Raw genomic sequence first — 12,952 nt, forward strand, 5'->3', positions numbered from 1 at the left:
TACCGCACCCGCGTGACAATCCGACGCTAAATTGCACTTATTTGACCCATCGTTCGATTAACGGTTGACACCCCGCCGTTGCTCTGTAGAATGCCGCCACACAGACGCGGGATGGAGCAGTCTGGTAGCTCGTCGGGCTCATAACCCGAAGGTCGTCGGTTCAAATCCGGCTCCCGCAACCAAACATCAAAAAAGGCTGCTCGAAAGAGTGGCCTTTTTTGTATCTGACGAAAAAGTCCTTTTGAAACAATGGCATGGCATCTTTCATGAAACCGTACACGGTTTGTAGAGTCCATCTCATTGCAAGCTATGCTAAGTCTTCAAGCACTGTCCTTCTACGACCAATGGGCGCTGTCGCCGCACTTCGCGATACGCGTTAATATTTGTAATTATTTTGTCCATAGGGATTGGTAACTTGGCTGGATACCTCCATCCTGTCGCGCACAATCCACGAGGTGATTGATGCGCGCCAACTCGTCTGAACCACAAGACTCTGTCACAGCGACACAACCGATCACTCCCACCCGTTTGCGCTGGCTGGATCTGTTGAGCAAATACCGCCAACCCATCGGGCTGGCCGTCACCTTGTTGCTGTTCGCAATCGCCCTTATCGCCTGTCGCCACCTGTTGCTTGAACTGGATCTGTACGCGCTCCACGATTCAATCCTTGAAGTACCCAAGCCTGCACTGCTGGGTGCGTTCGGTGCTGCTGTCGCCGGCTTTATCATTTTGTTGGGCTATGAATTTTCCGGTGCCCGTTATGCCGGCGTGAAGCTGCCTGCCAAGACTCTGGCCTACGGCGGCTTTACCGCATTCGCCATCGGTAACGCGATTGGTCTGTCGATGCTCTCGGGCGGCTCGGTACGCTACCGTTTATATGCACGGTATGGCATCGGCGCTTCGGAAGTGGCACGCATGACCGTGTTTGCCAGCCTGGCCCTGGGTTGCGCCCTGCCGCCGCTCGCTGCGCTGGCCACCCTGAGCAACCTGCCTGCCGCGTCCAATGCCTTGCATCTACCCGCCAGCCTGCTCGGCGGCATCGCCGGCGCTGTGTTGCTGTTAACAGCCGCACTGTGCATCGGCATCTACCGCCGCCGCCTGCCGGAACAACCGTATCCGGACAACCTGCTGGTCAGGGCCGGGCGTCGCACCTTGCGCCTGCCGGGCCGTCGCCTGACCTTCCTGCAACTGATCATCACTGCCCTCGACGTGGCTGCGGCCGCTACCGTGCTGTATATGCTGCTGCCGGAAGCGCCGCCCTTTGGCCCGTTCCTGCTGGTGTACCTGCTGGCCCTGGCCGCCGGTGTGCTCAGCCATGTACCCGGTGGCGTCGGGGTGTTCGAAGCAATCCTGCTGGCTGCCTTCGCCGACAAGCTCGGTGCCGCGCCACTGGCGGCCGCACTGCTGCTGTACCGGATGATCTATGTGGTGCTGCCGCTGTTGATCGCTTGTGTGTTCCTGCTGGTCAATGAAGCCCAGCGCCTGTTCCATACGCAACAAAGCCTGCGCGCGGCCTCCGGCCTCGCTGCGCCGATCCTGGCCGTACTGGTTTTTTTGTCAGGCGTGGTCCTGCTGTTTTCCGGCGCAACCCCGGAAATCGACTCACGCCTGGAAAACATCGGCTTCCTGATTCCTCATCGCCTGATTGACGCGTCGCACTTTGGTGCCAGCCTGATCGGCGTGCTCTGCCTTCTGTTGGCCCAGGGCCTGCGTCGACGGTTGTCCGCGGCGTGGATGCTGACCATGGTGCTGCTGCTGACCGGCGCCCTGCTCTCCCTGCTCAAGGGTTTCGACTGGGAAGAAGCCAGCCTGATGACCATGACGGCGGTGCTGCTGGCGATCTTCCGGCGCTCGTTCTATCGCGCCAGCCGCCTGACCGAACTGCCGTTCTCGCCGCTGTACCTGGTGGCCAGCGTGTGCGTACTCGGTGCGTCAATCTGGCTGCTGTTGTTCGCCTACCAGGACGTGCCCTATAGCCATCAGTTGTGGTGGCAGTTCACCCTCGACGCCAACGCCCCGCGGGGCCTGCGTTCGCTGCTGGGCGCGGCCGTGGTGCTGGTGGTGGTGTCGCTGACCTGGCTGCTGCGTACCGCGCGCCCGATCATCCACTTGCCGACACCGGATGAGCTGGAGCGCGCCACCAAGATCCTGATGAACTCTGCACAACCCGACGGCGGCCTGGCGCTGACCGGCGACAAGGCCCTGCTGTTTCATCCCAACGACGAAGCGTTCCTGATGTACGCTCGTCGCGGTCGCAGCCTGGTGGCCTTGTACGATCCGATTGGCCCGACCCTGCAACGGGCCGAGATGATCTGGCAGTTCCGCGACCTGTGCGACATTCACCACGCCCGCCCGGTGTTCTACCAGGTGCGCGCGGAGAACCTGCCGTACTACATGGACATCGGCCTCACCGCGATCAAACTGGGTGAAGAAGCCCGGGTCGACCTCAAACGCTTTGACCTGGAAGCCAAGGGCAAAGAGATGAAGGACCTGCGCTACACCTGGAACCGCGGGACCCGTGATGGCTTGTCCCTGGAGATCCACGAACCCGGCCAGGCCCCGATGGAGGAGTTGAAAGTCATCTCCGACGCGTGGCTGACCGGCAAGAACGTGCGGGAAAAAGGCTTTTCCCTTGGACGATTCAGCGACGACTACCTCAAGCACTTTCGTATTGCGATCATTCGCTTCGAAGGGCGCCCGGTAGCGTTTGCGAACCTGCTTGAGACCTACAGCCACGACCTGGCCAGTCTCGACCTGATGCGTGCGCACCCGGACGCGCCGAAACTGACCATGGAATTCATGATGGTCGGCCTGATTCAACATTATAAGAACCATGGCTACGCCCGCTTCAGCCTCGGCATGGTGCCGTTGTCGGGCCTGCAACCACGACGTGGCGCCCCGCTGACCCAACGCCTGGGCTCGATGGTGTTCCGCCGTGGCGAGCAACTGTATAACTTCCAAGGCTTGCGCCGCTTCAAAGACAAGTTCCAGCCTGACTGGGAACCCCGTTATATGGCCGTGCCCGCAGGACTTGATCCGCTGGTGGCACTGGCCGACACCGCCGCCCTGATTGCGGGCGGCTTGACTGGATTGGTGAAACGCTGATGATTCGACGCTCCTGGCGGTATGTATTGGCATTTTTGGTGGTACTGGCACTGATCCTCGGTGGCGGCTACTGGTACTGGAACCGCCCTGCACCGCAACCTACTCTGGAACAACTGCCACAGGCTGACGGCACCGTCCTGACCCGCGTGACCCCGGGTACCGCACCCAAGGCCCGCGTGGCGGTGGCCGTGCTGGCCGACGAAACCCTGACCGACAGCCAACTGATCGCCCTGAGCCAGGGCGGCGCAGCGCAGATCGTCCAGGTAATCCTGCCCAAGGATGACTGCAAGCTGCAGGAACAAGCCCTGCAAACCGCCCTCGGCCAGCTCGCCGGCCCGGCGACCCTGGTCAGCGGCATCGGCCCTGGCGCAGCCCTGGCCTGGCGCTGGCTGGCCGCGCAGAACGACGACAAGGCCAATGCCATCTCCGTCGGCTTCGCGCTGGCGCAGCCAGGCTGCAACGACCCGCTGCCGAAGACTTCGGCCCACGGTAGCTGGCTGGTGGCCTGGAACGATAACCCTGACGACGATGCTGCCAGCTTCGTACGCGATACACCGCGTGCTACCACCAGCATCAGCGACTACGACGTTCACTACCCGCAAGTGCTGAACAACGAGCTGCGCAAGCAACTGGTGGGCTCGGACAACGGCGGCCTGGCGATCCCGGTGGTCGAAGTGCCGGCTGGCCAGGCCAAGGACACCGTCACCCTGTTCCTCTCCGGTGACGGCGGCTGGCGTGACCTGGACCGCGACGTGGCCGGTGAAATGGCCAAGATCGGCTACCCGGTGGTCGGCATCGACACCCTGCGCTACTACTGGCAGCACAAGACCCCGGAACAAAGCGCCAAGGACCTCGCCGAGCTGATGCAGCACTACCGGCAAAAATGGGGTACCAAGCGCTTCGTGCTGACCGGCTACTCGTTCGGCGCCGATGTGCTGCCGGCCATCTACAACCGTCTGCCGGAAAACGAGCAGCAGCGTGTAGACGCGATCATCCTGCTGGCCTTCGCCCGCACCGGCAGCTTCGAGATCGAAGTGGAAGGCTGGCTGGGCAACGCCGGCAAGGAAGCTGCAACCGGCCCGGAAATGGCCAAGCTGCCGGCCGACAAGGTGGTGTGCATCTACGGTGCCGAAGAAGTCGACGAGAGCGGCTGTACCGACAAGACCGCTGTCGGCGAAGCCGTGAAGCTGCCTGGCGGCCATCACTTCGACGAGAACTACCCGGCGCTGGCCAAGCGTCTGGTAGACATCATCGAGAAGCGCCAGGGCAAGACCCCGGCCGAATAAGCGCCCACAAAAAAGCCCCCGCTGCCGCAAGGCACCGGGGGCTTTTTGTTGGGCTTACATTTCTACTTGAGTGCCGAGCTCGATCACCCGGTTAACCGGCAACTTGAAGAAGCGCAGGTTGCCGTTGGCGTTCTTCAGCATGAACGCGAACAACCCTTCGCGCCAACGCGCCATGCCCTTGATGCGGGACGCGATCACGGTTTCGCGGCTGAGGAAGTAGGTGGTGCGCATCGGGCTGAAATCCAGGTCATCCAGATGGCACAGCTTCAGCGCTTCGGGCACGTCCGGCTCGTCGGTAAAGCCGAAGTGCAGGATCACCCGGAAGAAGCCTTCGCCGTAGGCATCCACCTCGAAGCGGCGTGCGACCGGCACCCGCGGAATGTCTTCATAGACCACCGTCAACAGCACCACCTGCTCGTGCAGTACCTGGTTATGCAGCAGGTTGTGCAACAGCGCATGAGGCACGGCGTCTGGCCGCGCCGTCAGGAACACCGCGGTGCCCTGCACGCGATGAGGCGGTTGTACACGGATACTGCTGATAAAGATCGGCAACGGCAGGCCGCCCTCGTCGAGACGGTCCACCAGCAATTGCTTGCCGCGCTTCCACGTGGTCATGAGCACGAACAGCACAATCCCCGCGAGTACCGGGAAGGCGCCGCCCTGGACGATCTTCGGCACGTTGGCCGCGAAGTACAGGCCGTCCACCAGCAGGCAGCAGACCAATACCGGCACCGCCAATATCGGTGGCCATTTCCACAGCAGCAGCATCACTGCCGACACCAGGATAGTGGTCATCAGCATCGTGCCGGTCACCGCCACGCCGTAGGCCGAGGCCAGTGCGTTGGAGGACTCAAAGCCCAGCACCAACAGGATCACGCCGACCATCAGCGACCAGTTCACCGCACCGATGTAGATCTGGCCCTGCTCGGCACTGGAGGTGTGCTGGATATGCATGCGCGGGATGTAACCGAGCTGGATGGCCTGGCGTGTCAGGGAGAACGCGCCGGAGATGACGGCCTGGGACGCGATCACTGTGGCCAGCGTGGACAACACCACCAGCGGGATCAGTGCCCAGCTCGGCGCCAGCAGGTAGAACGGGTTTCGCGCGGCCTCAGGATCGCCGAGCAACAAGGCGCCCTGGCCGAAATAATTCAGCACCAGCGCCGGCAACACCAGCATGAACCAGGCGCGGGCAATGGGTTTGCGGCCGAAGTGGCCCATGTCGGCGTACAGCGCCTCGGCACCGGTCAACGCCAGCACTACGGCACCGAGGATGGCCACGCCAATGCCCGGGTGAGCCTCGAAGAAACGCACGCCCCACATCGGGTTCATGGCGTTGAGTACTTCCGGATGCTGGGTGATGCCGTAGGCGCCGAGGCCGCCCAGCACCAGGAACCAGGTCACCATCACCGGCCCGAACAACTTGCCGATGCGATCGGTACCGTGTTTCTGAATCAGGAACAGGGCCACCAGCACAATCAGGGCGATCGGCACCACCCATTTTTCGAGGCCATCGAAGGCCAGTTCCAGACCTTCCACCGCCGATAACACGGAAATCGCCGGGGTGATCATGCTGTCGCCGTAGAACAGCGCCGCGCCGCACAAGCCACAGACCACCAGGAAACTGCGCAGCCGCTTGCGCTCACCCGCTGCTCGTCGCGCCAACGCGGTCAAGGCCATGATGCCGCCTTCGCCCTGGTTATCGGCGCGCAACACGAACAGCATGTACTTGATCGAGACCACCCAGATCAGCGACCAAAAGATCAGCGCCAGGATCCCCAGCACACCGTCATGGTTGACCTGAACCCCATAACCACCGGTAAACACCTCTTTAAGGGTGTAGAGCGGGCTGGTGCCGATATCGCCGTAAACCACCCCCACTGCCGCCACCAGCATGCCGATCGGCTTTGCGTTGGACTGCTCGGCACCTGCTGCCTGACTACTTGCCTGACCCATCAACCACTCCTGCCCTTTGACCTGCGGTCTTTTATAAACAGCGCGCCTGCTGCGGGCGCCTATGCTGTCCACAGCATGCGCTGTTTTACTTCTCGTTACAGACGATTTATTGACCGAGGAAATTCACTCAGGTGCAACGGCGCGAAGCATAGCGCAGCACTCGTCGTATTTCCCTGCATAAAGCTGGTCAAGAGCGATTCCCGTCGCTAGAATTGCGCACTTTTTGATCAGAGGCACACCAAGTGCCCATCCGCCACCTTTCGTGCACGACGGGCGGCGTCATTCAATACCGAGGTTAGACATGTCCACCACCATCGCAAAAGCCAACCCCAAGGTCGGCTTTGTATCCCTGGGTTGCCCAAAGGCTCTGGTCGACTCCGAACGCATCCTTACGCAACTGCGCATGGAAGGCTATGACGTCGTGTCCACCTACCAGGACGCGGACGTGGTGGTGGTCAACACCTGTGGCTTCATCGACTCGGCCAAGGCCGAGTCCCTGGAAGTGATCGGCGAAGCCATCAAGGAAAACGGCAAGGTGATCGTCACCGGCTGCATGGGCGTGGAAGAAGGCGCCATCCGCAACGTGCACCCAAGCGTGCTGGCCGTGACCGGCCCGCAGCAGTACGAGCAAGTGGTCAACGCCGTGCACGACGTAGTGCCGCCGCGCCAGGACCACAACCCGCTGATCGACCTGGTGCCGCCGCAGGGCATCAAGCTGACGCCGCGCCACTACGCCTACCTGAAGATTTCCGAAGGCTGCAACCACAGCTGCAGCTTCTGCATCATCCCGTCGATGCGCGGCAAACTGGTGAGCCGCCCGGTAGGCGACGTGCTGGACGAGGCCCAGCGCCTGGTCAAATCCGGCGTGAAAGAGCTGCTGGTGATCTCCCAGGACACCAGCGCCTACGGCGTCGACGTCAAATACCGCACTGGCTTCTGGAACGGCGCGCCGGTGAAAACCCGCATGACCGAACTCTGCGAAGCCCTGAGCAGCCTCGGCGTATGGGTGCGCCTGCACTACGTTTACCCGTACCCGCACGTTGACGAGTTGATCCCGCTGATGGCCGCCGGCAAGATCCTGCCGTACCTGGACATCCCGTTCCAGCACGCCAGCCCGAAAATCCTCAAGGCCATGAAACGCCCGGCCTTCGAAGACAAGACCCTGGCGCGCATCAAGAACTGGCGCGAGATCTGCCCGGACCTGATCATCCGCTCCACCTTCATCGTCGGCTTCCCCGGCGAAACCGAAGAAGACTTCCAGTACCTGCTGGACTGGCTGACCGAGGCCCAGCTGGACCGCGTCGGCTGCTTCCAGTACTCGCCGGTGGAAGGTGCTCCGGCCAACCTGCTGGACGCTGCCATCGTGCCGGACGACGTCAAGCAGGACCGTTGGGAGCGCTTCATGGCGCACCAGCAGGCCATCAGCTCGGCGCGCCTGCAACTGCGCATCGGCCGTGAGATCGAAGTACTGATCGACGAAGTCGACGAGCAAGGCGCTGTAGGCCGCTGCTTCTTCGATGCACCGGAAATCGACGGTAACGTGTTCATCGACGATGCCAGCGGCCTGAAGCCGGGCGACAAGGTCTGGTGCACCGTGACCGACGCCGACGAGTACGACCTGTGGGCTGAAAAACGCGCATAAGGTGTAAAGAATTGAAAAAGCCCTGCCTCTGGACAAGATGCGGGGCTTTTTTAGGTCTATCGTTTTGCCCATCGGCGCCAATCATCGGCAAGGGGCAGCGGGCATGCGTCAGCATTCGGTTATCCATACACCCAAATCCAGCGACTATCAGGAACTGACCCGCATCTGGGAGGCTTCGGTGCGGGCCACCCATGACTTCCTGCCGGACAGTTACATCGAGTTGCTGAAAAACCTGGTGCTGACCCGCTACCTCGACGCGGTGATGCTGATCTGCACCAAGGACTCGCGCCAGCGCATCACCGGGTTTGCCGGGGTGGCCGCGGGCAAGGTCGAGATGCTGTTTATCGACCCCGAGCACCGTGGCCAGGGCCTGGGCCGGCAATTGCTGCGCTATGCCATCGAGTCGATGAATGCCGATCAACTGGACGTCAACGAACAGAACCCGCAGGCCCTGGGCTTTTACTTCAAGCAGGGCTTTGAGGTGATCGGACGCACGGACCATGACGGCATGGGCCAGCCTTATCCGTTGCTGCACATGCGTTTGCGCCAGGCCCAGCCACAGGCGCGTCGCGGCTAAATGAAATGGAGCCGGGATTAACCGGCGCCACACAGGTACAATAGCCGCCCCCTTTTGTTTCGGCCCTTGTCATGACTGAACCCCTACGCCTCTCCAAACGCCTCATCGAACTGGTCGGTTGCTCCCGTCGGGAGGCTGAGCTGTTCATCGAAGGCGGCTGGGTCACGGTGGACGGCGAAGTGATCGACGAGCCGCAGTTCAAGGTCACCACCCAGAAGGTCGAGCTTGACCCTGAGGCCAAGGCCACAGCGCCGGAGCCGGTGACCATCCTGTTCCACGCCCCCGCCGGCGTGGATGCCGAGACAGCCATGGCGTCGATCAACGCCGAGACCCTGTCGGAAGAACACCGCTTCAGCAAGCGCCCGCTCAAGGGCCACTTCCTGCGCCTGACCGCCAGCAGTGACCTGCAAGCCAAGGCCAGCGGCCTGCTGGTGTTCACCCAGGACTGGAAGATTTTGCGCAAGCTGACCGCTGACGCGAACAAGATCGAACAGGAATACGTGGTGGAGGTGTCCGGCGACATGGTCGCCCACGGCCTGAACCGCCTCAACCATGGCCTGACCTACAAAGGTAAGGAATTGCCGGCGGTGAAAGCCAGCTGGCAGAACGAGAACCGCCTGCGCTTTGCGCTGAAAAACCCGCAACCGGGTGTGATTGCCTTGTTCTGCGAAGCCGTCGGCCTGAAAGTCGTCGCCATTCGACGCATCCGCATTGGCGGAGTCTCCATCGGCAAAGTGCCGGTAGGCCAATGGCGCTATCTGTCCGGCAAAGAAAAGTTCTAAGACTTTTTTCGCCGCCGAATCTCTCGATACCGCCTGCCTGGGCGGTGTCCACAGTTGAATGACCAGGATTGCCCACCATGATTCACAACGACGTACTGCGCAGCGTGCGCTACATGCTCGACATCAGCGACAACAAGATGGTCGAGATCATCAAGCTCGGCGGCATGGAAGTCACCAAGGACGACCTGCTGACCTACCTCAAGAAAGACGAGGAAGAAGGCTTCGTGTTCTGCCCGGACGAAGTCATGGCGCATTTCCTCGATGGCCTGGTGATCTTCAAGCGCGGCAAGGACGAGAGCCGTCCACCGCAGCCGATCGAACTGCCGGTGACCAACAACATCGTCCTGAAGAAACTGCGCGTGGCCTTCGAACTGAAGGAAGACGACATGCACGCAATCCTCAAGGCCTCCGAGTTCCCGGTGTCCAAGCCTGAGCTGAGCGCACTGTTCCGCAAGTTCGGCCACACCAACTACCGCACCTGTGGTGACCAGCTGTTGCGCAACTTCCTCAAGGGCCTGACCCTGCGCGTTCGCGCCTAAACCCGTGAACTACAGCGTCTCGCCCATCGGCTTTGTCCGCTCCTGCTTCAAGGAGAAGTTCGCCATCCCGCGCCAGCCACAACTGGCGCCTGCCGCCCGGGGCGTGCTGGAGTTGGTGGCGCCATTCGACCAGGGTGAGGCGGTGCAGGGTTTGGAACAGGTCAGCCATGTGTGGCTGCTGTTCCTGTTCCACCAGGCGCTGGAAGACAAGCCCCGCCTGAAAGTGCGCCCGCCTCGCCTGGGTGGCAACACGTCCATGGGCGTGTTCGCCACCCGCGCGACGCACCGGCCCAACGGCATCGGCCAGTCAGTGGTCAAGCTGGACAAGGTGGAAGATGGGCGCCTGTGGATATCCGGGATCGACCTGCTGGATGGCACACCGATTCTCGACATCAAGCCGTACGTGCCGTACGCAGACATAGTTGACACTGCGACCAACAGCATCGCCAGCGCTGCGCCACAGCTGATTCCCGTGCAGTGGATGAAGACTGCGCTGCAACAGGCAGAAGGCCACGCTCAGCGCCTTGGCGAGCCATTGGTGGCGTTGATCGAGCAGTGCCTGGCGCAGGATCCACGGCCGGCGTACCAGACGCCGGGGCCGGAGCGGGAATACGGGGCGCAGTTCTGGGATGTTGATGTGCGCTGGCACTATCCCGAAGCCGGGATGATTTGTGTGCTGGAAGTCGTGTCGGCCGGGTAAACCGGAAACAAATGTGGGAGCGGGCTTGCTCGCGAAAGCGGTGGATCAGTCAATACATCTGGTGACTGTTACACCGCTTTCGCGAGCAAGCCCGCTCCCACATTTTTTTGCGTCGCGCTTATTTCTCGACGAACGCACGCTCGATCAGGTAGTCGCCCGGCTCACGCATACGCGGGGAAACCTTCAAACCGAAGCTGTTGAGCACTTCGCTGGTTTCATCCAGCATGCTTGGGCTGCCGCACAGCATGGCGCGGTCGTCTTCAGGATTGATCGGCGGCAGCCCGATATCGCTGAACAGCTTGCCGCTGCGCATCAGGTCGGTCAGGCGGCCCTCGTTTTCGAACGGCTCACGGGTCACGGTCGGGTAGTAGATCAACTTGTCACGCAGGGCCTCGCCGAAGAACTCGTTCTGCGGCAGGTGCTCGGTGATAAATTCGCGGTAGGCGACTTCGTTGACGTAACGCACGCCGTGGCACAGGATCACTTTTTCGAAACGCTCGTAGGTTTCCGGGTCCTGGATCACGCTCATGAACGGCGCCAGGCCAGTGCCGGTGCTGAGCAGGTACAGGTGCTTGCCCGGCTTCAAATCGTCAAGCACCAGGGTGCCCGTCGGTTTTTTGCTGATGATGATCTCGTCGCCTTCCTTCAAGTGCTGCAATTGGGAAGTCAGCGGGCCATCGGGCACCTTAATGCTGAAGAACTCCAGATGCTCTTCCCAGTTCGGGCTGGCAATCGAGTAAGCGCGCATGAGCGGGCGGCCGTTGGGCTGTTGCAGGCCGATCATCACGAACTGACCGTTCTCGAAGCGCAGGCCCGGATCGCGGGTGCACTTGAAGCTGAACAGAGTGTCGTTCCAGTGATGAACACTGAGGACACGCTCGTGGTTCATGTTGCTCATGTACGGGGGACTCCTGGAAATGGGTCTGCGCCAAATGATGGATGCGCAATTGCACAGCATTCTAATGGCGGCGACAATATCTGTTAACTGGATTATTAAGATAAGGGTTATCGGTTATATCGATATGCGATTTACTCTACGTCAACTGCAAGTCTTCGTCGCCGTCGCCCAGCAGGAAAGCGTCTCGCGCGCTGCTGGCCTTCTGGCCTTATCTCAATCCGCCGCCAGCACGTCGATTACCGAGCTGGAGCGTCAATCCAGCTGCCAGTTGTTCGACCGCGCGGGCAAACGCCTGAGCCTCAACGCCCTCGGTCACCAGCTATTGCCCCAGGCGGTGGCACTGCTGGACCAGGCCAAGGAGATCGAGGACCTGCTCAACGGCAAGTCGGGCTTCGGCTCCCTGGCGGTCGGGGCCACGCTGACCATCGGCAACTACCTGGCCACGCTGCTGATCGGCAGCTTCATGCAGCAGCATCCCGAGAGCCAGGTGAAGCTGCATGTGCAGAACACTGCGCATATCGTGCATCAGGTGGCGCACTACGAAATTGATCTGGGTCTAATCGAAGGCGACTGCAGCCACCCGGACATCGAGGTGCAAACCTGGGTGGAAGATGAACTGGTGGTGTTCTGCGCCCCCCAGCATCACTTGGCCAAGCGCGGCCAGGCGACCATGGAAGAGCTGACCCATGAAGCCTGGATCCTGCGGGAACAAGGCTCTGGAACACGCCTGACCTTTGACCAGGCCATGCGGCATCACCGCAGCGCGCTGAATATCCGCCTGGAGCTGGAACACACCGAGGCAATCAAACGCGCGGTGGAATCAGGCTTGGGGATTGGCTGCATTTCCCGGCTGGCGCTGCGCGACGCCTTCCGGCGTGGCAGCCTGGTACCGGTGGAAACCCCGGACCTGGACCTGGCCCGGCAGTTCTACTTCATCTGGCACAAGCAGAAGTACCAGACCTCGGCGATGCGCGAATTCCTCGAGCTGTGCCGGTCGTTCACCGCCGGGGTGCAGCGCAGCGACGAGATTGTACTGCCGACCATTGCCTAGATCAGGATCACGGCCCACACCAGGGTAATCATGGTCAGCGCTACGAACTGCGCGGCGCTGCCCATGTCCTTGGCGTTTTTCGACAAGGGGTGCAGGTCCAGGGAAATCCGGTCGATCGCCGCTTCGACGGCGGAGTTGAGCAACTCGACGATCAATGCCAGCAGGCACACGGCGATCAGCAGCGCCCGCTCTACCCGGCTGACGTTAAGGAAGAAACTCAGCGGGATCAGGATGACATTGAGCAACACCAGCTGACGAAACGCCGCCTCGCCGGTGAAAGCCGCACGCAGGCCATCCAGGGAATATCCGCCTGCGTTGAAGATACGTTTGATACCGGTTTGACCCTTGAAAGGCGACATAGAGTAGGCAACTGAGCAAAAAGGTGTGGGGAAACTAGAGTAAGCAAAGTCAAAAAA

Annotated in this window: 11 protein-coding genes and 1 tRNA gene; 9 read left to right on the top strand and 3 right to left on the bottom strand. The window is 61.2% G+C overall.

What is annotated here, in order from left to right; all coding sequences use genetic code 11:
• Window positions 1–105 precede the first annotated feature (105 nt).
• From HX805_RS17260 to HX805_RS17270, 3 genes are all read left to right on the top strand, one after another.
• Window positions 106–182, top strand: a tRNA-Met gene (locus HX805_RS17260).
• Window positions 183–462: 280 nt separating this feature from the next.
• On the top strand, window positions 463–3,105 hold the full coding sequence (gene mprF, locus HX805_RS17265) for a bifunctional lysylphosphatidylglycerol flippase/synthetase MprF (RefSeq protein WP_008433574.1): 2,643 nt from the start codon (window positions 463–465) through the stop codon (window positions 3,103–3,105).
• Window positions 3,105–4,391, top strand: a complete 1,287-nt coding sequence (locus HX805_RS17270; protein ID WP_003208620.1) for a virulence factor family protein — start codon at window positions 3,105–3,107, stop codon at window positions 4,389–4,391. Before mprF ends, HX805_RS17270 begins: the two co-directional genes overlap by 1 nt.
• Window positions 4,392–4,445: 54 nt before the next feature.
• Here the strand turns inward: HX805_RS17270 and HX805_RS17275 are convergent, their stop codons facing one another.
• Window positions 4,446–6,347: a potassium transporter Kup gene (locus HX805_RS17275; protein ID WP_010170040.1), complete on the bottom strand. Its 1,902-nt coding sequence runs from the start codon at window positions 6,345–6,347 to the stop codon at window positions 4,446–4,448.
• Window positions 6,348–6,648: 301 nt separating this feature from the next.
• Here HX805_RS17275 and rimO point away from each other — a divergent pair, with 301 nt between their 5' ends.
• The 5 genes from rimO (at window position 6,649) to tsaA (ending at window position 10,587) form a co-directional block, all read left to right on the top strand.
• Window positions 6,649–7,989, top strand: a complete 1,341-nt coding sequence (gene rimO / locus HX805_RS17280) for a 30S ribosomal protein S12 methylthiotransferase RimO (RefSeq protein ID WP_003208624.1) — start codon at window positions 6,649–6,651, stop codon at window positions 7,987–7,989.
• Between the two features lie 103 nt (window positions 7,990–8,092).
• On the top strand, window positions 8,093–8,566 hold the full coding sequence (locus HX805_RS17285) for a GNAT family N-acetyltransferase (RefSeq protein ID WP_003208626.1): 474 nt from the start codon (window positions 8,093–8,095) through the stop codon (window positions 8,564–8,566).
• 71 nt (window positions 8,567–8,637) lie between these two features.
• Window positions 8,638–9,348 carry an rRNA pseudouridine synthase gene (locus tag HX805_RS17290; protein ID WP_003208627.1) on the top strand — a complete coding sequence of 237 codons (711 nt, stop codon included), beginning with the start codon at window positions 8,638–8,640 and terminating at the stop codon, window positions 9,346–9,348.
• Between the two features lie 77 nt (window positions 9,349–9,425).
• Window positions 9,426–9,887 carry a DUF1456 family protein gene (locus HX805_RS17295; RefSeq protein WP_003208629.1) on the top strand — a complete coding sequence of 154 codons (462 nt, stop codon included), beginning with the start codon at window positions 9,426–9,428 and terminating at the stop codon, window positions 9,885–9,887.
• Window positions 9,888–9,891: 4 nt separating this feature from the next.
• Window positions 9,892–10,587 carry a tRNA (N6-threonylcarbamoyladenosine(37)-N6)-methyltransferase TrmO gene (tsaA, locus tag HX805_RS17300; RefSeq protein WP_177117118.1) on the top strand — a complete coding sequence of 232 codons (696 nt, stop codon included), beginning with the start codon at window positions 9,892–9,894 and terminating at the stop codon, window positions 10,585–10,587.
• A 118-nt stretch (window positions 10,588–10,705) separates the two neighbouring features.
• Here tsaA and fpr read toward each other — a convergent pair whose 3' ends face one another.
• Entirely contained in the window at window positions 10,706–11,485 is a 780-nt protein-coding gene (gene fpr, locus HX805_RS17305; protein ID WP_003189055.1) for a ferredoxin-NADP reductase, read from the bottom strand.
• A gap of 124 nt (window positions 11,486–11,609) precedes the next feature.
• Here fpr and HX805_RS17310 point away from each other — a divergent pair, with 124 nt between their 5' ends.
• Window positions 11,610–12,536 (top strand): LysR family transcriptional regulator, encoded by a 927-nt coding sequence (locus tag HX805_RS17310; protein WP_003208633.1) that lies wholly within the window; start codon window positions 11,610–11,612, stop codon window positions 12,534–12,536.
• On the opposite strand, the gene HX805_RS17315 is transcribed toward HX805_RS17310, so the two are convergent.
• The gene (locus tag HX805_RS17315) at window positions 12,533–12,895 is read right to left on the bottom strand and encodes a diacylglycerol kinase (protein WP_003208635.1); all 363 of its coding nucleotides are present in this window, start codon (window positions 12,893–12,895) and stop codon (window positions 12,533–12,535) included. The two genes, HX805_RS17310 and HX805_RS17315, sit on opposite strands and share 4 nt — an antisense overlap.
• Window positions 12,896–12,952 lie beyond the last annotated feature (57 nt).

The organism is Pseudomonas sp. G5001 (assembly GCF_013385475.1).
Taxonomy (GTDB): Bacteria; Pseudomonadota; Gammaproteobacteria; order Pseudomonadales; family Pseudomonadaceae; genus Aquipseudomonas.